At 62.8% G+C, this 18149-nt stretch carries 20 protein-coding genes and 1 pseudogene; 10 read left to right on the plus strand and 11 right to left on the minus strand.

All coding sequences use genetic code 11. The features are described from left to right. Window positions 1-15: 15 nt before the first annotated feature. Window positions 16-639: a cysteine hydrolase family protein gene (locus tag N2599_RS03295; RefSeq protein WP_027507601.1), complete on the minus strand. Its 624-nt coding sequence runs from the start codon at window positions 637-639 to the stop codon at window positions 16-18. Window positions 640-719: 80 nt separating this feature from the next. On the opposite strand from N2599_RS03295, the gene N2599_RS03300 reads away from it, so the two are divergent. Then, window positions 720-1604 (plus strand): LysR family transcriptional regulator, encoded by an 885-nt coding sequence (locus tag N2599_RS03300; protein ID WP_027507600.1) that lies wholly within the window; start codon window positions 720-722, stop codon window positions 1602-1604. Here the strand turns inward: N2599_RS03300 and N2599_RS03305 are convergent. From N2599_RS03305 to N2599_RS03315, 3 genes are read right to left on the minus strand one after another with little or no spacing between them, the layout of a single operon-like run. Beyond that, complete coding sequence (locus tag N2599_RS03305; RefSeq protein ID WP_051336420.1) at window positions 1601-1783, minus strand: PIN domain-containing protein; 183 nt, start codon at window positions 1781-1783, stop codon at window positions 1601-1603. The genes N2599_RS03300 and N2599_RS03305 overlap by 4 nt on opposite strands. Window positions 1784-1805: 22 nt before the next feature. Next, window positions 1806-2537 carry a metallophosphoesterase gene (locus tag N2599_RS03310; RefSeq protein WP_027507599.1) on the minus strand — a complete coding sequence of 244 codons (732 nt, stop codon included), beginning with the start codon at window positions 2535-2537 and terminating at the stop codon, window positions 1806-1808. A 12-nt stretch (window positions 2538-2549) separates the two neighbouring features. After that, window positions 2550-3590 carry a zinc-dependent alcohol dehydrogenase family protein gene (locus N2599_RS03315; protein ID WP_027507598.1) on the minus strand — a complete coding sequence of 347 codons (1041 nt, stop codon included), beginning with the start codon at window positions 3588-3590 and terminating at the stop codon, window positions 2550-2552. 252 nt (window positions 3591-3842) lie between these two features. On the opposite strand from N2599_RS03315, the gene N2599_RS03320 reads away from it, so the two are divergent. Next, window positions 3843-4730 carry a branched-chain amino acid aminotransferase gene (locus N2599_RS03320; protein WP_027507597.1) on the plus strand — a complete coding sequence of 296 codons (888 nt, stop codon included), beginning with the start codon at window positions 3843-3845 and terminating at the stop codon, window positions 4728-4730. Window positions 4731-4764: 34 nt separating this feature from the next. Here the strand turns inward: N2599_RS03320 and N2599_RS03325 are convergent, their stop codons facing one another. Further along, entirely contained in the window at window positions 4765-5499 is a 735-nt protein-coding gene (locus tag N2599_RS03325; protein WP_260307802.1) for a hypothetical protein, read from the minus strand. On the opposite strand from N2599_RS03325, the gene N2599_RS03330 reads away from it, so the two are divergent. After that, window positions 5498-7591, plus strand: a complete 2094-nt coding sequence (locus N2599_RS03330) for a catalase (RefSeq protein ID WP_027507595.1) — start codon at window positions 5498-5500, stop codon at window positions 7589-7591. The two genes, N2599_RS03325 and N2599_RS03330, sit on opposite strands and share 2 nt — an antisense overlap. A 95-nt stretch (window positions 7592-7686) precedes the next feature. Here N2599_RS03330 and N2599_RS03335 read toward each other — a convergent pair whose 3' ends face one another. Beyond that, entirely contained in the window at window positions 7687-8916 is a 1230-nt protein-coding gene (locus N2599_RS03335; protein ID WP_027507594.1) for a multidrug efflux MFS transporter, read from the minus strand. Window positions 8917-9087: 171 nt separating this feature from the next. Between N2599_RS03335 and N2599_RS03340 the strand changes: the two genes are divergently transcribed. Further along, the gene (locus tag N2599_RS03340) at window positions 9088-9420 is read left to right on the plus strand and encodes a nuclear transport factor 2 family protein (RefSeq protein ID WP_037140622.1); all 333 of its coding nucleotides are present in this window, start codon (window positions 9088-9090) and stop codon (window positions 9418-9420) included. A gap of 163 nt (window positions 9421-9583) precedes the next feature. Here the strand turns inward: N2599_RS03340 and N2599_RS03345 are convergent, their stop codons facing one another. Then, the gene (locus N2599_RS03345) at window positions 9584-10315 is read right to left on the minus strand and encodes a sulfite exporter TauE/SafE family protein (RefSeq protein ID WP_027507592.1); all 732 of its coding nucleotides are present in this window, start codon (window positions 10313-10315) and stop codon (window positions 9584-9586) included. A gap of 515 nt (window positions 10316-10830) precedes the next feature. Here N2599_RS03345 and N2599_RS03350 point away from each other — a divergent pair. Further along, a complete protein-coding gene (locus N2599_RS03350; RefSeq protein WP_156915188.1) occupies window positions 10831-10980 on the plus strand; it encodes a hypothetical protein in 150 nt (49 codons plus the stop codon). Window positions 10981-11068: 88 nt separating this feature from the next. Further along, window positions 11069-11404 carry a GCG_CRPN prefix-to-repeats domain-containing protein gene (locus N2599_RS03355; RefSeq protein WP_027507591.1) on the plus strand — a complete coding sequence of 112 codons (336 nt, stop codon included), beginning with the start codon at window positions 11069-11071 and terminating at the stop codon, window positions 11402-11404. A 61-nt stretch (window positions 11405-11465) separates the two neighbouring features. Here N2599_RS03355 and N2599_RS03360 read toward each other — a convergent pair whose 3' ends face one another. The 3 genes and pseudogenes from N2599_RS03360 to N2599_RS03370 form a co-directional block, all read right to left on the minus strand. Further along, window positions 11466-12269: a COG3904 family protein gene (locus tag N2599_RS03360; RefSeq protein ID WP_027507590.1), complete on the minus strand. Its 804-nt coding sequence runs from the start codon at window positions 12267-12269 to the stop codon at window positions 11466-11468. Beyond that, window positions 12266-13567 (minus strand): hypothetical protein, encoded by a 1302-nt coding sequence (locus tag N2599_RS03365; RefSeq protein WP_027507589.1) that lies wholly within the window; start codon window positions 13565-13567, stop codon window positions 12266-12268. Before N2599_RS03365 ends, N2599_RS03360 begins: the two co-directional genes overlap by 4 nt. Before the next feature lie 116 nt (window positions 13568-13683). Further along, window positions 13684-14012: pseudogene (locus tag N2599_RS03370) on the minus strand (hypothetical protein). Between the two features lie 212 nt (window positions 14013-14224). Here N2599_RS03370 and N2599_RS03375 point away from each other — a divergent pair. The 3 genes from N2599_RS03375 (at window position 14225) to N2599_RS03385 (ending at window position 16424) form a co-directional block, all read left to right on the plus strand. After that, complete coding sequence (locus N2599_RS03375) at window positions 14225-14827, plus strand: superoxide dismutase (RefSeq protein WP_027507588.1); 603 nt, start codon at window positions 14225-14227, stop codon at window positions 14825-14827. Window positions 14828-15008: 181 nt separating this feature from the next. Further along, window positions 15009-15854 carry a metallophosphoesterase gene (locus N2599_RS03380; protein WP_027507587.1) on the plus strand — a complete coding sequence of 282 codons (846 nt, stop codon included), beginning with the start codon at window positions 15009-15011 and terminating at the stop codon, window positions 15852-15854. Between the two features lie 54 nt (window positions 15855-15908). Beyond that, on the plus strand, window positions 15909-16424 hold the full coding sequence (locus N2599_RS03385; RefSeq protein WP_244915057.1) for an anthrone oxygenase family protein: 516 nt from the start codon (window positions 15909-15911) through the stop codon (window positions 16422-16424). Window positions 16425-16453: 29 nt separating this feature from the next. On the opposite strand, the gene N2599_RS03390 is transcribed toward N2599_RS03385, so the two are convergent. Next, window positions 16454-17155 (minus strand): helix-turn-helix transcriptional regulator, encoded by a 702-nt coding sequence (locus tag N2599_RS03390; RefSeq protein WP_027507585.1) that lies wholly within the window; start codon window positions 17153-17155, stop codon window positions 16454-16456. A gap of 131 nt (window positions 17156-17286) precedes the next feature. Between N2599_RS03390 and N2599_RS03395 the strand changes: the two genes are divergently transcribed. Further along, entirely contained in the window at window positions 17287-17925 is a 639-nt protein-coding gene (locus N2599_RS03395) for a LysE family translocator (RefSeq protein WP_027507584.1), read from the plus strand. Window positions 17926-18149: the final 224 nt, after the last annotated feature.

Genomic DNA, 18149 nt, shown 5'->3' on the forward strand with positions numbered 1-18149 from the left:
CGGCATCTGCCGGACTCAGACCGTTGCGTGCCGGTTGACTATCGTTTCAATGCCGGGGACGACCGTCGCGAAACGGTCGGCAATCTCCGCCAGAGCCGTTCGGTGTACCGTCTCGGCCGGGATCATGCCGCCGAGCGGGTCCGGCAGATCGCGGCTCGCAGCAGCGGATGCGATGACAGTCGCCTTGATGCCGAGATCGAGTGCCGCGCGCGCCGTGGCGCTGATGCACATATGCGTCATGAAGCCAACGAGGATCACATCGGAGCGGCCGGTCTGCTCGGCAATTGCTGCGAGAGCCGCGGCAAGCGTGGTTCCGGCAAAGGCATTGGGAAGCGTCTTCGGGATAACGGCCTCACCGCCAGAAGGCGTCAGCGCGGGAATGATCTCCGCACCATACGAGCCGGTCGCGAAGAGGCCGCTGCCCGGGGCGTGGTGAACAATATGAATGATCGGAACGCCATCGCGCCGGGCGGCATCGAGCAGTGCGTGGATTTCTTCGACGGCTGCCGTGACGCCGTGAAGCGGCAGTCCGCCGTCCACATATTCGTTCTGCGCGTCGATCACGACAACGGCCGACTTCGACCAGTCGGCGGTTTTCGGCGTGACGCCCGCATGCTGAAGAAGGGTGAGGGGAACCATTGGCATATCTCCTTGGATGGATGGATCGCCAAGGACGCTAACCGCTTTCCCGCTGCGCGAATACTCGCTATCGTATCACAATGACTGAGCAAAAACGCACAGATGTCGATTGGGAGGATTTGCGCTTTTTCGCGGCGCTGGCAAGGCACCGCAGCCTCTCGGCGACGGCGCGGGCGCTGAAGGTCAACCATGCGACCGTTGCACGCCGCATCGCCGCGCTGGAAAGCGTCCTCGGCTTCGCGCTCTTCGAGCGGCGTGCCGACGGCTATCAGCTCAGCCGCCACGGAACCGCGATCCTGTCCGAGGCGGGTGCCATGGAGAGTGCTGCATCGGCGATCCGCGACCGGCTGGCTTATACGAATGGCCCGAGCGGCCGTGTGCGGCTGACGACGACCCGTTCCATCGCCGATCTCGTCATCGCGCCGCGGCTCGGTGACGTGCTGGGCGGGCTTGCGAACGTCGAACTCGAAATCGTCACCGATATCCGCGTGCATAGCCTTGCCCAGCGCGAAGCCGATATCGCACTGCGGCTCGGACACCCGAAGGATAGCGATCTCACCGGGAAGCGTGTGGCGACGATCGGATACGCCTTCTATGCATCGAAAGCGGCTGCCGAGACTGTTGATGAAAGCGGCCCAGCCCGGCTCATCGGATTTGACCTGGACACCGATGGCGTTGCCGAAGCCCGCTGGTTGGAAACGAGGTTCGGCCGGGATGCCTTCACCTTCCGCTCGAGCAGCAATATCGTGCAGGCAAGTGCCGCAGCCGCCGGGCTCGGCATCGCCATGCTTCCGCGCTTCGTCGCCGAGCATAACCCGGCTCTGGTCGAGATCGACTATGGCGAGGCCATGCCCGATCGCGAACTCTGGATGCTTGCCCCCGCCAATCTGGTCGATATCCCGCGCATCCGCGCGATATGGGATGGCTTGGCTCAGGTGTTCTCTGCGTCGAGGGAAAGACTCTAGGCCGGTCCAGCTAGGTCCGTCTTTGCGAAATCGCGCCCTTTGTAAAGGAGAGAAATGCCGAGTGCCTTGGCGCAGGCATAGGAGAAGCAATCGGCGGGATTGAGCTGCGCCGGGTGGCCTCGGCCCCTTCCGTAATCGGCGATGGCTTTGATAGCGAGGCTTGCCGTGCGCTCGTCCATGGGAACAAGTTCGATCCGGGCCTCAGACGGAAACGTGACTGCTGACCAGCCGGCCGTTCCGAAGATCATGGATCATGAGGGCGGGAGGGTCGGTGACAGGCGGTTCGCGTAACGGATCGAGCAGCAAAGGATTGGCGGGACAGATCGAGCCGGATATGTACGCCGGAATACCTGCGATCAGGCTCGCCATTGGCCGATGGACATGACCGCTGCAGATTGCGATGGGGCGTCTTATGCCGCTCGATAGCAGGTCGCTCAGCGCATCCGCACCTACGCACATGACATCATCTAGAGGCGATATGCCGGTAGGGAAGACATGATGATGCATGAAGAGCAACGGTATGGCTGACGGATCGCTCGCCAGAGTCTGCCGCAACCACGGGAGATGTTCCGTGACATCGCCATGGGCGTGTCCGTCGACGCATGTGTCGAGGCCGACGATCAGCGCGGCGCCATGGCGTTCGGCAAAATGCATTCTTTCGCCATCGGCCCAATAGGCGGCCTCGGGCATCGCCGCGCGCATGACGGTGCGGTCGTCCGCGTTGCCGGGGAGGAATGAAGTGCGGCACGCGAGACTTTGCAACGCGGCAGTTATCTGCACGTAGCCTTCCCGCCAGCCGCCGTTGACGAGATCCCCGGACACCACGACGACATCCGGCTGCACCGTGGCCAGCCAGGAAATCGCCCTGTCAAGCCGGGCAAGGTTGTCATTGCTGGGGCTGGCGTGGATATCGCTTATCTGGGCGATCAGCATGGCACCACCTCTTCAGAACCGCGTAATCACACTGATCCCGGTTCCTTCCGCCCTGTCCATCGCCATCAGCGCCGGCACCGCCTCTTCCAGGCTGATCGTCCGGCCGATCAGCTTCTGCGGAGCAATCTTGCCGGCGGCAAGCATGGAGAGCATGGCGTCGTAGCGCCAGGCCTGCATGCCGTGGCTGCCGTAGATTTCCAGCTCATGGCTGATCACCTGCGCCATCGGGATTTGCGGCGTCGAATGCTCTCCGAGCATCAGCCCGATCTGCACATGGCGGCCGCGGCGGCGGAGATTCTTGATCGAGTTGAAGCAGGTGACGGGATGGCCGAGCGCGTCGATCGAGACATGCGCGCCACCCTTGGTGATCTCGCGCACGGCTTCTGCGACATCGGCGACAGCCGCCGCGTTGATTGTCGCCACTGCCCCGCATTCGCGCGCAAAGGCAAGCTTCTCCTCGGAAATGTCGATCGCGATCGGATTGGCGCCGAGCGCGCTGGCGATCATGATTGCCGAAAGGCCGACGCCGCCCGCGCCATGGATGGCGATCCACTCGCCGGGTCCGGTGCGCGCCTGGTCGGCAACGGCGCGGAACGAGGTGGCGAAACGGCAGCCGAGGCTTGCCGCCGTAGCATCGTCGACGCTGTTGGGCAGATGCACGAGATTGGTGTCGGCATAGTCGATCGCGACATATTCGGCAAACGAGCCCCAACGCGTGAAACCGGGCTGAAACTGGTTCGGGCAGACCTGCTGGTTGCCAGAATGGCATTCGCTGCAATGGCCGCAGCCGGAAACGAAGGGCACGGTCACCCGGTCGCCCGCCTTGAAGCGCATCACGCCCCTGCCGGTGGCGACGATCTTTCCGGCGAGCTCGTGTCCCGGCACATGCGGCAGGCGGATATCCGGATCGTGCCCCATCCAGCCGTGCCAGTCGCTGCGGCAAAGGCCGGTCGCGGCGATGGCGATGACCACGCCGTCCTCGCTCGGCGTGGGGTCAGGCACGGTGCGGATGTCTGGAGCCTGCTCGAAGGCTTCGTAATACATGGCTTTCATCGGACGGCCTCCTGCTCTGTTGTTTGAGATTCCGCCTTTATGATGCCACGTGGAAGCATCTCGCACCAACACACCGTTCGATCATTTTCGCTGATGCACTCATCGTTTTCATGCAGACGGACGCGCATGATTGTTGCGGCGGCATGGCCGGCTGCGGCATTTTTGTTGCGTCCGCTAGGAGCGGCCGAATTTCCGCTTGACCCTGCCTGCCGGGAAGGATTTTGCTTCTCCGACTTTTGGGAGGAAAAGATCATGCCCGTCGATACATCGCCCCGCACGGCCACCTGGACCCATGTCGAGGGCGAGTGGCTTCCCGGAAATCCGCCGCTGATCGGCCCGACCTCGCATGCCATGTGGCTTGCGTCCACGGTCTTCGACGGCGCCCGCTGGTTCGACGGTATTGCGCCGGATCTCGACCTGCACTGCCAGCGCGTCAACCACTCCGCTGTCAACATGGGCCTGAAGCCTCTGAAGGCGGCCGAGGAGATCGAGGCGCTTGCCTGGGAGGGGATCGGGAAATTCGACGGCAAAACGCCGATCTACATCAAGCCGATGTATTGGGGCGAGCACGGCTCGCCGGGTAGCGTCGTCTCCGTCGATGCGGAATCGACCCGTTTCGCGCTCTGCCTTTTCGAAGCGCCGATGGGCGGCCACAGCGGCTCGTCGCTGACCGTCTCGCCCTTCCGCCGTCCGTCGCCGGAAACGGCGACGACGGACGCCAAGGCAGGCGGGCTTTATCCGAACAGCGGCCGCGCCATCGCCGAAGCGCGAAGCCGCGGCTTCGACAATGCCCTCATGCGCGACCTGAACGGCAACGTCGCCGAAACGGCATCCTCCAACATCTTCATGGTCAAGGACGGCGTCGTCTCCACGCCTGCCGCCAACCGCACTTTCCTCGCCGGCATCACCCGCGCCCGCGTCATGGGTCTGCTGCGCCAGGCAGGCTTCGACGTGCGCGAAGTGGCGCTTTCCGTCGAAGATTTCATGAATGCCGACGAAATCTTCACCAGCGGCAACTACTCCAAGATCGTCGGCGTCCACCGCCTCGACGGCCGCGATTTCGAAGACGGCCCGGTCACCCGCAAGGCGCTCGATCTCTACATGGACTGGGCCCACGGGCGCACTCATAGCGGCGAGTAGCGATCATGTGCAGGGACCGCGTTTTGGTGGGTCCTCACGAAAAAGGTACGCGTGGGTCCTGCACCAAGTAAAACTCGGGAACCGGCGTGACGTCAGTGATAAAAAAGCCAAACGCCGGCCGGTCAAGGGGATCAGCGTGGCCGCTGGTGAAGCGCAGCCGGTCAAAGCTCTCGAAGCGGTTCTCGAAACGGGCAAACCGGCTGGACGAAATGAAGTTCGGATTGGGGTTGGTCTGATCGAACGACAGACCGTCGTAGAACTCGCTTGGTTTGCCGAGAATCTCTTGAAGTTCGAATTCGAACTCGATCCAGGCCAATCCGCTCTTGTTCAGGGCGACAACGCGCAAGTGGAAGGCCCCCTCGGGAAACCCGTGATATTGAATTGGCCTTGCGGCCCTGATCACCAGCGTGACGGGGCTGGCCGAGTCGAGTTCCTCGTTGATTTCGATCGGATCGGTTTTTGTACCTGAGCCTGTCACTGACAGGATGCGGAAGCCGCCAAGCTCATCGGAGAAGGAATAATCCCCAGCATACCAGCGTCCGTCGTCAGCCGGTCCGGCACTGATGAGCGACAGTGTCAGCAACACAGCCAGGATTCGCAGGTGACGCGTCATCGATCGAGTTCCTTCAGGGGAGTATCGCAGCCGCGCGGCGAATTTCAAGCGCTCAGCAGGGGTAAGGTGGCGGAGCTCGATTGCAGACATCCCGGGAGGAACATTAGCCCACCGTCCTCGTTTGGCGTCTATCACGCAAAATGAGGGACGTATCATGTCCGACAACCCGTTCGATACCAGCCGCGGCAATGGCGGCGAGACGCATCAGCGTATCCCCGAGAAAGGTCCGCACGAGGGCCTCGATCACCTGACCACAAATCAGGGCATCCGGATTTCTGACAATCAGAACAGCCTGCGCTCGGGCACGCGAGGCCCAACGCTGCTCGAGGATTTCGTGCTGCGCGAGAAGATCTTCCATTTCGACCATGAGCGGATCCCGGAGCGGATCGTCCATGCCCGCGGTTCCGCGGCACACGGGTATTTCGAACTGACGGAATCGCTTTCCGGCATCACCAAGGCCGACCTTTTCCAGCGCAAGGGCGAGAAGACGCCGGTCTTCGTGCGCTTCTCGACGGTTGCCGGCGGTGCCGGTTCGGTAGACACCCCGCGCGACGTTCGCGGCTTTGCGGTCAAGTTCTATACGAAGGAAGGCAATTGGGATCTGGTCGGCAATAATATCCCGGTCTTCTTCATTCAGGATGCCATCAAGTTTCCCGATCTCGTCCACGCGGTGAAGATGGAGGCCGACCGTGCCTATCCGCAGGCCGGCAGCGCTCATGACACCTTCTGGGACTGGGCGTCGCTGATGCCCGAAAGCACCCACATGCTGATGTGGGCGATGTCCGACCGCGCAATCCCGCGCTCCTTCCGGATGATGCAGGGCTTCGGCGTCCACACGTTCCGTTTCATCGATAAGACTGGAAAGTCGACCTTCGTGAAGTTCCACTGGAAGCCGAAGCTCGGTCTCCAATCGACCGTCTGGGACGAGGCGCTGAAGCTGCAGGCGGCCGATAACGATTTCCATCGCCGCGATCTCTATGAGGCGATCGAAGCCGGAAATTTCCCGGAATGGGAACTCGGCCTGCAGCTTTTCGACGAGGATTTCGCCGGCAAGCAGCCCTATGACGTGCTCGATGCCACCAAGATCATCCCGGAGGAAGTGCTGCCGCTGAAAATCGTCGGTCGCCTCGTGCTGGAGCGCAATCCGGACAATTTCTTTGCCGAGACCGAACAGGTTGCCTTTTGCCCTGCCAATATCGTGCCCGGCGTCGATTTCACCAATGACCCGCTGCTGCAGGGGCGCCTCTTTAGCTATCTCGACACGCAGAAGTCGCGCCTCGGCACAGCGAATTTCCATCAGCTGCCGATCAACGCGCCGAAATGTCCGGTCATGAACTTCCAGCGTGACGGACAGATGCAGATGAATGTCCCGGCGGGCCGCGCCAATTACGAGCCGAACAGCCTTGTGACGCATGGCGAGGGTGGCGGACCACGCGAATGTCCCGTAACCGGCTTCCCGACGTTCAAAGCTGCAACCGGAACCGAGGAACAGGGCGACAAGCTGCGCATCCGCGCCGAACTTTTCGCCGACCACTACAGCCAGGCGCGGCTGTTCTGGAAATCGCAGACGCATTCGGAACAGGCCCATATCGCCTCGTCCTTCGTCTTCGAGCTTTCCAAGGTCGGCCTGAAGCAAGTGCCGCCGCGCATGGTCGGTAACCTCTTGAACGTCGATCCCGAGCTTGCCAAGCGTGTCGCCGAAGGTCTCGGCATTGACTTGCCAGAGAAGAATCCCGCCGCCCGCGAGCCGGTCGACATGGCCCCTTCGCCGGCGCTTTCGATCCAGAAGAACATGAAGCAGACGGTCGAAGGCCGTAAGATCGGCATCCTGATCGCCGACGGCAGCGACGCCCACGCCCTGCAATCTCTGGTGAACTCGATCGAGGATGCGAATGCGACGGCCTTTGTCGTTGCCCCGAAGGTCGGGAAGGTAAGGCTGTCGGACGGCAGCGTCATAAAAGCCGATGGCCAGCTCGCAGGTTCTCCGTCGCAGATATTCGACGCTGTGGCGGTTCTCCTATCCGGAGAAGGAACCGGGATCTTGCTGAAGGAAGGTGCCGCGGTGCAATGGGTGATGAATGCCTTCGTGCACCTGAAGGCGATCGGCTACACGCAGGAAGCCTTGCCCCTGCTTCACAAGGCCGGCGTCGAACCGGATGAGGGCGTGATCATCTTGGACGGCGCATTCCTCGATGCTGCCGCCAAGCGCTACTGGTACCGCGAGCCGAATGTGCGCATGCTGGCGTGAGTATTGGCCTGATCTGCCGTGTCGCCTCTCATCCGCCCTTCGGGCACCTTCTCCCCTCGGGAGAGGGTAGGGTGAGGGGCTTCCGCCACGAACTATCATAAGTTGTCCTCCCTCGGCCGCACCATCCACGCATAGGCCGCACCCGCCAGGAGCAGCACGCAGGTGCCGAGGAAGACCGCCCTCATGCCGATATGGCCGCCGACGAATCCGCCGAGCACGGGTCCGGCGACTTGGCCGGCATATTGCGTCGAGATCGAAAGCCCGAGAATGCTACCGGCGGCGCAGTCCGGCACGCTGTGGCGGATGACGGCGGTGATGCAGGGCAGCAGTCCGCCGAGCGCAATGCCCATCAGTAGGCGCAGCACGATCAGCTGCCAGGGCTCGGTGACGAAGGCCTGCGGAACCAGGAGGAGGCCCGCAACGGCAAGCGCACCAGCGATCACCGGCCAGTGCCCGATCCGGTCGGCGAGCTTGCCGAGGCGCGACGCCGAAAGGATGCTGCCGAGTGCCGCCGCCGACATGACGATGCCGGCGGTCATCGTCACCTGCCCCTGGTTCTCCACCAGCTGCGCCACATAGACGGTGATGATCGGCTCGATCGACATGTTGGCGAGCATCAAAAGCAGGCCGGTCGCAAGCATGGCGACTACCGGGCCCTTGTCCGGGATCGCGCGCCAGCCGCCGCTAGCTTTCGCCGCCTGTTTGCGGGCAGGGGACTTCTCCTCCTTGATCAGGAAGGCGGTCGCGAGAAACGCGAGGAAAATCACGCTGCCTGCCGCGAGAAACGTGCCGCGGATGCCGATGACGGGCGGCAGCGCCCCGCCGATCAACGGACCGACGAGATTGCCCGCCATGATGCCCGAGGACAGCACCCCGAGCGCCCAGGCCGAGCGGTCCTTCGGCGTCTGCGTCGCGACCAGCACCATGGAGCCCGAGGCATAGCCGCCCGCAAGCCCGACGAAAAGCCTGAGCGCCACCAGCTGCCAGACGTTCCCCGCCATGCCCATCAGCGAGATGGCGATCGTCATGCCGAGACTGGCGCGCACCAGCATCAGCTTGCGCCCGTAGATGTCGCCGAGCCGCCCCCAGAGCGGTGCCACAAGCGCGGCGGCGAAGAAGGTCGCGCCATAGGCAATGCCCGACCACTGCACGATCGCCGCATGGTCGCCGACGCCGAGTTCCTCGACATAGAGCGGCAGGAAGGGAAGCAGCAGCGTCATCGCCACGATGGTGGTGAAGGAACCGGTCAGCGAAATGGCGAGGTTGCGTTTCCAGTAGGCTGACCCGGCCGCCGCGTCCGCCGCGTCCATCTGCGTCTCTGTCATGTCGGGATCTCTAGGGGTACTATTTTGGAAGAGGCACGAGCCTACGCCCCGCCGGCTCCGGTGCCAAGGACGGATCGAGCCCGCAACCGTCCGGCGATTTGCGCCTGGTGTCCTTTTCTGCTATAAACTGATTGCGATCTGCAATCGGATTTGAAGAGGAGGAGAACTGCGATGACGATCCGTCAAGAAACCGTCCGTGGCCTCTACGACGCCTATGTCCAAGGCCGGAAGGACATCGTCCGGGACATGCTGAGCGACGATTTTACCTTCTCCAGCCCGCGCGACGACCATATCGGCCGCCACGAATATTTCGACCGATGCTGGCCGGAACCGCCGCCGTTTCGCGGCATGGAGATCGAATTCCTGGCGATCGACGGCGAGGAAGCCGTCGTCCGCTACCGTGCCGCAAAGCACGACGGCAGCGCCTTCCGCAACATGGAAACGCTGCGCTTCAAAAACGGCAAGCTTGCTGCAGTGGAGGTTTATTTCGGGCGGGAAGCTTAGTTGTGGGAGTGGTATCACAGCTCTGCATTCCGCCACTCACCCTGCCCTCTCCCCGAGGGGAGAGGGTGGCCCGGAGGGTCGGATGAGGGGGTGAGCGACGCAAGGCGCGAACGTCGAAGCAATAAGCGATGACGACATCTTGGAAGGCTGTGCCGCTCATCCCCTAGAAAAACCGCATCGCCGTCGTCGAGATGATGACGAGCGAGACGGTGATCATCAAGGGCTTGACCGGCAGGCGCCTGACGAGCATCGCGCCGAGCGGCGCGGCGATTACGCCGCCGACGATGAGGCCGATCGCCGAGCTCAGCTCTGACCAGCCGAGCGTCAGGATGAAGGTGAGCGAGATGATCGTGGTCACTGCGAATTCGGTGAGGCTGGTGGAGCCGATCACCTTTTTCGGATCGTGCCCGCGGCCGACGAGCGTGCTGGTAACGATCGGACCCCAGCCGCCGCCGCCGATCGCGTCGAGCACACCGCCGCCAAGCCCGACGGGCGGCACGATCCAGTCCTTGACGTCGCGCGGCCAGCGCGGCTGGAACGCCTTGAAGAGAATGATGAGGCCGACCGCGATCAGATAGGCCGAAACGAAGGGCTCGATCGCCTTGCCGTCGACATTGGCGAGAATATAGGCCCCGACCGCCCCTCCGATCATGCCCGCAGGCGCCAGCCGCACCACGAGCTTCCAGTCGACATTGCGGTGATAGACATGCGATGCGCCCGACGCCGCGGTCGTGAAGATCTCCGCCACATGCGTCATCGCGCTGGCATTGGCGACCGGCACGCCAAGCGCCAGGAGGCTCGTCGTCGAGAGCACCCCGAACGCCATGCCGAGTGCGCCGTCGACGATTTGCGCGCAGAAACCGACCAGCACGAAGAAGATGAAATCAAGCGTCATAAAAGTCCCCGAACCGGCGGCTTCCCCAATCAACACATGGCGGGCGAGAAAAGTTCCTTCCCAAGTCGCGCGCGATAAGGCCTTTTATTTGTGATCATCATTCTCGTGCCGCCCGCTAACGAATCTGATGGATATCGAGACTGTCCACCACTTATTTCTTGTAGAGGGATTACGCGTTGGTCTGGACGGTGCGCGCCATTGGCTGCGGCTAACCCAATTGAACCGCTTTATCTGGCCCGGCTATGACTTTCGTCCACGGCCTGATGATCCCAACGCGTTGATTGCGGGTTCATTCCCGAGGATTTCTTCAGCCAGGTCGAAGCTGCAATCGTCGCGGAAAATAAAAGGAAGAGGCTCTTTCTCGCCGCGGGATGAAGAGCCTTGGCGTTCTGATTCGAACTGTGGAATTTTGCTACATAATTCTGACCTTAACCATACCGCTTAGGCTTTCGTTCATCCTCCCGCATCAGTTTGCGCCCCTGTGGCTGGGAACCAACCATTGAGGATCGGAAGCTATGACCCATGTACTCGTGCTCTTCTCGGCTGTAACCGCGATCGTCGTATCGGTATCGGCAATCGGCTCCAAGCCGGCGCCGGACAATCCGGCGTGGCCGGAAATCCACCCGGTGAAGACCTCGCGCGTTCTGCCCACGCCTGCGCGTTGATGCCTGCGCGTTGATGAACGGGCAATTCATTATCGGTTCAGGGCCGCGGGGCTAAATCTCGCTTCGGCTGGATTTATGGAGACACGCAATGAAGATTATCTCGCTGGCAGCAGCGCTCGTTATCGGAGGCCTTTCGGCAGTTTCCGCCGAAGCGATGCCGATGGCGCCGGCGCATGCCGAACCCGCCGCCCCGTCTGCCATCACCAAGGTCGACTATGCCTGCGGCCCGGGCTGGCGTCTGACCCGCTGGGGCGAATGCCGCCCGCGCTTCTACCGCCCGCCGCCGCGTTACTGGGGTCCGCCGCCCCAGCGCTGGGGTTGGGGTTGGGAGCGCCCGCGTCACCATCGCCACGACCGCGACCGTGACTGGGGCCGCCACGACCGCTATGACCGCTATGACCGCTACGAGCGCAGCAGCTTCTGAGCGGCGCAGCGATCGGTAAACGCTGAGATTGGCGAAGCCGGGACGAAATGTTGCCCCGGCTTTATTTTGTCTTCCGGGCCGCCACCTTTTCCGGCGCCGTCGCCAGCGCGAATTTTCTGATTTCTTCCGGCGTCAGATAATAGAGCCGGTCGGGCGGCGTCTCCATCGCATGCAGCCACAGGCCGGGCTTGATGCCCATCTCGCCGAGATGGCGGGTGACGTCGGCTGTCGTGCGCTGCGCCTCTGACATGGCGCGCTCCGGCGAAAGCTTCTCCTTCGAACCGTTGAAGACCTGATGCACGCCGATGACGGCGCCGTTCTCGGCCTCGCGGGTCACGCCGCCGGCCATGATGATCGGGCAGGAGGAGGCGCAGAGCGCGCCGCCCGCCACCCTTGTGCCGATCTTCCGTTCGCGGATGAGCTTCGACATCGCCAGCGCATCGCCGACGGCGCCGCCCGGCGAATCCAGCGAAACGGTCTTTACATATTCGCCGCGCGCCGCGATCTCCTTTTCGAAGCGGGCGGCCGCACCCGACTCGATCGCCCCTTGCGCCAGAAGCACGCCACCCGGCTTGAGCTCGAAGCGGATCGGCTGCTTGAGGAGCTCGATGCCGGTGGTGATCTCGGAGGGTGCTGCCTGCGGCCCGCCCTCCGTCAGCGCCGGCGGCAGCACCGGCATCGTCTCCGGCTGCGCCGGGTCGAAGCCCGGAAGTTTCGCATTGGCGGCGCTGATTTCGCGCCAGTCGATGACGGCAAGCACGATCGCCGCAGAAAGCAGGGCGTGGAAAACATGCCGCATCAGCGCGCCGTCATCTGCCGAAAGCACGTATTCTTTCAGCCGCCGTCCTGCAGTCTCCAGCCTCATGCAGGCGGTCCCTTCCTCGGGCCTTTGCCGGAAAGATCGAAGCTCGCAATGTTCGATTGGTCCGGCGTTTCGCTTTTCTCTGCCTCGGCGAGCGCGGTTTCGAGATCGACGCCGCTCAGCCGGACGGCCCGCTGCACCTCCAGCGCCTGCAGAAGCTCTGCCGCGGTGATGCGCTCGGCAAACGGCAGGCGCTGTTCCTGGCGCCGCAACGTCGAGTGGACGATCGACAGCATGAAGATCAGCACCGCCGGCAGGATATCGATCGAGATTGCGCCGGCCCAGCTCGGGATGAAGTCGGACGCATAGCGCAACACCGCTTCGGCCGAGGAGAGCGGCACGAACCGCCGTTCGGCGACCGGTTGGCGCGAAAGGATCTGGTCGGCGGCCTGTGACAGCACCTTGGATTGCGCCGCGACCGAGGATCGGATCGTCTCCATGACCTGATCCTGCCTTGTGGCAAGATCCGCCTCGCGGCCATCGGCGACGGGGGCGATGAAGCCGAGCGAAAGGTCTTCCGCCGCCCGCTTCACCGACGGCGCGATGGAGGTCTGCTCCAGCGAGGTGATGACGCCGGAAAGCCCGACGACTTCGGCGGCGAACTGGTCGGCGCGCGGATCGATGGCGCCCGGTGCCGAAACCAGCGTGCGCATCGTTCCCAGGTGCTTGCGGCCTTCGTCGAACAGCGAGGTGACGCGCTCGCGCGAGGCAGTGATGCCGTTTTCGAGCTCCGTCAGCTGCGATGCCATCTGCGACAGAAGCTGCACGACGCTGCCGGCGCCGGTCGTGCCGGTCAGCGCGCCGGTTTCCCGCTCCTGGTCGGCCAGCCGCTCGAATCGCTCCTGCGTGCGCTGGATGTCCGGCAGCAGGCTTTGCGCCGCCAGGGCGTTCTGATGCGCCTTGTCGAGGTCGGCGGTGTAATCCTCCAGCGTCTCGGCAAGATGCTGTTCGAGTGCGGCCGAGCCCGCGAGTGCTGCCGCGTTCAGCCAGCTCGACATGGCGATGATCATCGCACAGCCGAGGGCCATGACGCCCAGCATCGCACCGCGTCCCGCGGCACCCGTCACATGCGGATAGAAGCGCGCCATGTAGGTCCAGAAGGCATAGATTGCCACCGAGACCGCGCTGGAATAGATGAGGGCGGCGAAGAAGACGGCCGTCGCCGAACCGTCGAGGATGCTGCGCACGCCGAGATACGTGTAGACGCCGGATGCGAGCGCTAGGACGGCGAACGCGAAACGCGTCATTGTTTCGACGGCGTCGATGCCGTCCTGCAGGCGATGGGATGCGCCGAGCGCCATGGGTTTCCTCCCGGTGGTATCCTGTTAAGAAACCATTAAAATCCCGGCGAAAACAAGGCCCGCAAAAGCAGCGGATCGCTTACGCCGCTGGAGGTATGCCGGGCGGGCGGCGCGCCTTACTCTTCCGGAAGCAGGTTGAGGGTCGGCGTGTCCAGTTCGCTGCCGATTTCCACGGCTTTCGATTGTTTGTCGTAAACGCAGATATGGGTGACGAAGCCGTTGGCGCCTTTCGGCCTGCCCGTCACCAGCGCCAGCCCGTAATGCTCGCTGCCGAACGGATCGACGACCGCCCCGCATCCGCGATGGATGCGGCCGCCGCTTGCCTGCACTTGGCCTCCACATCAGCGGCAAATTCCTTCCATGCCTCGTCGGAGGACGCCTGGGCGCCGCCTGCGGTCAAAAAAACGAGGATCGCTGCGGAAAGACGGATATTATTCCTCTGCATCTTGGTTCCCTTGGGCCATGGTGTTTGCCGGAAGCGCGGCTGCATGCCGATGATGGGCGATTTTGGCCGCCGAAGCTAGATCTGCGGGCGAGGCAAATTTTCCTCGGAGGCGGCCTTTTTTTGATGTTTCCACCGTTGCCACCCTCCGTTTCCGCTCCTATGTTCCGCCTCACCTGCCGATCCCGCAATCTATTGCCAAGAGGAGATCTACAATGGCTTTCGAATTGCCCGCACTCCCGTACGACTACGAAGCTCTCGCACCTTTCATGTCGAAGGAGACGCTGGAGTTCCACCATGACAAGCACCACAAGGCTTACGTCGACAACGGCAACAAGCTCGCGGCTGAAGCAGGCCTCGCCGATCTTTCGCTCGAAGAGGTCGTGAAGAAGTCCTTCGGCACCAATGCCGGCCTCTTCAACAATGCTGCCCAGCACTACAATCACGTCCATTTCTGGAAGTGGATGAAAAAGGGCGGCGGCGGCAACAAGCTGCCGGGCAAGCTGGAAGCGGCCTTCGCCTCCGACCTCGGCGGCTACGACAAGTTCAAGGCCGATTTCGCCAATGCCGGCGCCACCCAGTTCGGCTCCGGCTGGGCCTGGGTTTCCGTCAAGAACGGCAAGCTCGAAATCTCCAAAACGCCGAACGGCGAAAACCCGCTCGTGCACGGCGCCACCCCGATCCTCGGCGTCGATGTCTGGGAGCATTCCTACTACATCGACTACCGCAACGCCCGCCCGAAATACCTCGAAGCCTTTATCGACAGCCTGATCAACTGGGACTACGTCCTGGAGCGCTACGAAGAAGCTACGAAGTAAGCGGCTCATCGCGAAACGGATTTTGCACCCGGCGTCAAAAGCGCCGGGTGTTTTCGTCTTTACGATCAAGTCGGGCAGGGTGCCTGTTGTAGCAGGACCGTCCGCGCAAGCTTTGCCGGTATGAATACATCGCCGCCACACTGTCACAGCCCTGTCACCCGACGCTCCTAATGCAACCGCCATGCCCTCTTCCGATTTTCCCCTTTTCCGCTTCGGCATCATCGCCGACCCGCAATATGCAGCGATCGCGCCGAATGTCGCGATGGACCGCTATTATGCCAACAGCCTCGCAAAGCTCGCCGAGGCGATCGAGGTGTTCAACGGCGAGGAACTGAGCTTCGTGATGACGCTCGGCGATCTCATCGACGGCATTTGGGAGAGCTTCGACGATATCCTGCCGGTCTACGAAAAGCTCCGGCACGAGAACCTGTTCCTGCTCGGCAATCACGATTTCGCGGTCCCGGTCGAGCGTCTTGCCCTTGTTTCCGCCCGCGTCGGCATGCCATCGCCCTATTACGCCTTCTCGCACCACGGCTGGCGCTTCGTCGTTTTGAACGGCAGCGAAGTCAGCACCTCCGCGCCGCCGGAAGGCCACCCGCACCGCGAGCTTGCGGCCGAGCGGCTGGCGGCGCTGGCGGCAACGGGCGCGATTAACGCCCATCGCTGGAATGCATCGCTCAGCGACGAGCAGTTCGCATGGCTTGCGGCCCAACTGGAGGCGGCGGAAGCGGCCGGCGGCCGCGTGATCGTGATGAACCACTATCCCGTCTATCCGCCGAACGAGCACGACATGTGGGACCGGGAGCGCATTGTCGGCCGGCTCTCCGGCCATGACAACGCCGTTGCCTATTTCTGCGGCCACAACCACGCCGGCAACTACGGCAGGACCGGCGGTTGCCACTTCGTCAATTTCAAGGGCATGGTCGACACCGAGAAGGAAAATGCTTTCGCGCTCGTCGAGGTCTTCGAAGACCGCCTCGAAATCCGCGGTTTCGGCCGCGAGGAATGCCGCACGCTGGCGCTGTAGAGACGTCATCGTTACCCGCCGGATGGAACCGATGCCTCTCCTGAAAAGTTAGTCATGAGACTTCAGGAGGCCATGCCGATGTTCCAGGCTCTTGAAATACTGACCGTCCTCGTCGTCGCCGTCGCCATGGCGCTCGCCCTTGCCCACGCGCTGGAACTGCCGGGCAAGATGCGGCTGACGAAGGAGCAGTACCTCGCCGTGCAGCCCATCTATTATCCCGGCTTTACCTTCGGCGGCGTAACCGAGCCGCTTGGCCTGATCATGATCCTGGCGCTGATCGTGCTGACGCCGCCCTTCAGCGGCACCTACTGGCTGACCGCCGGCGCCTTCGTGGCGCTGCTCGCCATGCATGCGATCTATTGGATGGTGACGCATCCGGTCAACAATTTCTGGCTTAAGGAAAATCAGCTGGAAGGCGCCCGGAAACGCTTTTTCAGCTTCAGGTCCCATGGGGAGGTCGAAGCGCCGGACTGGACGGTTCTGCGTGACCGCTGGGAGCGCTCCCATGTCTTCCGCGCCGTCTTCGGCCTGATCAGCCTGATCCTGCTCGTCGCCGCCGTCGCCGTCTGACGCATCGCCGGCAGGGCCTTGTCCTGATGTTAGGACGAGGCGGCAAACGGCCTTTCCGCCCAGCCGTTCATCCATTCTTCCCGCAGCCCGTCGCCTTCCCCCCGGAAGAAGGCGTTTGCCGTTTCGCAATGCTCGACGCGGTCGCTGCGGAAATTGCGGATCGCCTGGCGCAGTTCGCACCAGCCGACGATGTTGGCATAGTGCGAATAGTAGATCAGCGCGATCGGGCGGATGGTGCGCTCGGTGGCGCGTCCCAGTTCGTCGCGGTAGTGAAGTGCCAGCTTCTGCTCGTCGCGGATCGCTCGGCGCACCATACCGAGATCGAAGCCGGCAGGCGGCGGCGCGACGGTGCCCCAGGCAAAGAGCGCTTTGTTTTCCATCGCCTGGCGGAGCGGCACCGGCACCGCGCTGGCGATCTTGTGGTTCACGCGCTTGGCCGCCCGCTTCAGCTCCGCGTCGCCGGTGCGCTCCAAGAGCGCCAGCGACAGCACGATCGCCTCCATCTCCTCGATCGAAAACATCAGCGGCGGCAGGTCGAAGCCGGGGCGCATGATATAGCCAATGCCGCGCCCGCCCTCGATCGGCACGCGCATCGCCTGCAGTGCGGCGATATCGCGATAGATGGAGCGCATGGTCACTTCCAGCGCGTCCGCCATCGCCTGCGCCGTCACCGGCTTCTTCGCCAGTCGCAGGATCTGGATGATTTCGAAAAGGCGTGACGCCTTGCGCATTTTTTGCCGGTCTCCTCCAAGGCTCCTGACAATACACTGTCAGTTGTGTTTCGGTATAGCACCTGCAAATCCTGTTGAAATCCAAGGCGGTCCGCGAAAAACGGCCGCCAGCTCGAAGGCAGACAACTGACATGACTTACACGGAAAACCTCTGGCTCTACTTCACCCTGCTCTTCGGCATCATCATCGTGCCGGGCATGGACATGCTCTTCGTGCTCGCGAATTCCCTGACCGGCGGCCGCCGCCGCGGCATGGCGGCAACGGCCGGCATCATGGCCGGCGGCGCGGTGCATTCGATTTACGGAGCGGTCGGCGTCGGCATCCTCGCGAGCCTGCTGCCCTCGCTCTTCAACCCGCTGCTTTTCCTGGGCGCCGCCTACATGATCTGGATCGGCTTCACCCTGATCCGCAGCTCGATCACGGTGGATACAGTCGGGGAGGGGAGCGTACGCTCCGGCTGGCGCGCTTTCCGGCAGGGCGCCATCACCTGCCTCATCAACCCGAAGGCCTATCTCTTCATGCTCGCCGTCTATCCGCAGTTCCTCAAACCCGTCTACGGACCGATCTGGCTTCAGGGGCTGATCATGGGCACCATGACGCTCGCCACCCAGTTCGCGATCTACGGCGCAGTGGCACTCACCGCCTCGCGAAGCCGCACGCTGCTGATCTCCAATCCCGGCGCCACCATCGTCGTCGGCCGCGCCGCCGGGGCGCTGCTGATCGCCGTTTCGCTGCTGACGGCCTGGCACGGGTGGAAGATGGCGGCCTGAGGCTTGCCGACAGATCCCTTCACCTGCAATTTCTAACACTTGGCTTGCGGCTAAATGTTGAAATTGCTTCCTCTCCCATAAGGGGAGAGGAACGTGCGGCGCGTTCGGCGTCCCTTCCTCTCCCGCTGTGGGAGAGGATATGAAATCTTGTCCTTGGCCTCCGGCCAAGCTTGGATTTCGTTGGTGAGGGATAAGCCATGCGCCCGCTTTACCATTTTGAATTC

The organism is Rhizobium sullae (assembly GCF_025200715.1).
Lineage (GTDB): Bacteria > Pseudomonadota > Alphaproteobacteria > Rhizobiales > Rhizobiaceae > Rhizobium > Rhizobium sullae.

Bases quoted from the DNA above. Each gene is read 5' to 3' on its own strand.
- N2599_RS03295 (WP_027507601.1), bottom strand. From the start codon at position 639: ATGGTTCCCCTCACCCTTCTTCAGCATGCGGGCGTCACGCCGAAAACC.
- N2599_RS03300 (WP_027507600.1), top strand. From the start codon at position 720: ATGACTGAGCAAAAACGCACAGATGTCGATTGGGAGGATTTGCGCTTT.
- N2599_RS03305 (WP_051336420.1), bottom strand. From the start codon at position 1,783: ATGGACGAGCGCACGGCAAGCCTCGCTATCAAAGCCATCGCCGATTAC.
- N2599_RS03310 (WP_027507599.1), bottom strand. From the start codon at position 2,537: ATGCTGATCGCCCAGATAAGCGATATCCACGCCAGCCCCAGCAATGAC.
- N2599_RS03315 (WP_027507598.1), bottom strand. From the start codon at position 3,590: ATGAAAGCCATGTATTACGAAGCCTTCGAGCAGGCTCCAGACATCCGC.
- N2599_RS03320 (WP_027507597.1), top strand. From the start codon at position 3,843: ATGCCCGTCGATACATCGCCCCGCACGGCCACCTGGACCCATGTCGAG.
- N2599_RS03330 (WP_027507595.1), top strand. From the start codon at position 5,498: ATGTCCGACAACCCGTTCGATACCAGCCGCGGCAATGGCGGCGAGACG.
- N2599_RS03325 (WP_260307802.1), bottom strand. From the start codon at position 5,499: ATGATACGTCCCTCATTTTGCGTGATAGACGCCAAACGAGGACGGTGG.
- N2599_RS03335 (WP_027507594.1), bottom strand. From the start codon at position 8,916: ATGACAGAGACGCAGATGGACGCGGCGGACGCGGCGGCCGGGTCAGCC.
- N2599_RS03340 (WP_037140622.1), top strand. From the start codon at position 9,088: ATGACGATCCGTCAAGAAACCGTCCGTGGCCTCTACGACGCCTATGTC.
- N2599_RS03345 (WP_027507592.1), bottom strand. From the start codon at position 10,315: ATGACGCTTGATTTCATCTTCTTCGTGCTGGTCGGTTTCTGCGCGCAA.
- N2599_RS03350 (WP_156915188.1), top strand. From the start codon at position 10,831: ATGACCCATGTACTCGTGCTCTTCTCGGCTGTAACCGCGATCGTCGTA.
- N2599_RS03355 (WP_027507591.1), top strand. From the start codon at position 11,069: ATGAAGATTATCTCGCTGGCAGCAGCGCTCGTTATCGGAGGCCTTTCG.
- N2599_RS03360 (WP_027507590.1), bottom strand. From the start codon at position 12,269: ATGAGGCTGGAGACTGCAGGACGGCGGCTGAAAGAATACGTGCTTTCG.
- N2599_RS03365 (WP_027507589.1), bottom strand. From the start codon at position 13,567: ATGGCGCTCGGCGCATCCCATCGCCTGCAGGACGGCATCGACGCCGTC.
- N2599_RS03375 (WP_027507588.1), top strand. From the start codon at position 14,225: ATGGCTTTCGAATTGCCCGCACTCCCGTACGACTACGAAGCTCTCGCA.
- N2599_RS03380 (WP_027507587.1), top strand. From the start codon at position 15,009: ATGCCCTCTTCCGATTTTCCCCTTTTCCGCTTCGGCATCATCGCCGAC.
- N2599_RS03385 (WP_244915057.1), top strand. From the start codon at position 15,909: ATGAGACTTCAGGAGGCCATGCCGATGTTCCAGGCTCTTGAAATACTG.
- N2599_RS03390 (WP_027507585.1), bottom strand. From the start codon at position 17,155: ATGCGCAAGGCGTCACGCCTTTTCGAAATCATCCAGATCCTGCGACTG.
- N2599_RS03395 (WP_027507584.1), top strand. From the start codon at position 17,287: ATGACTTACACGGAAAACCTCTGGCTCTACTTCACCCTGCTCTTCGGC.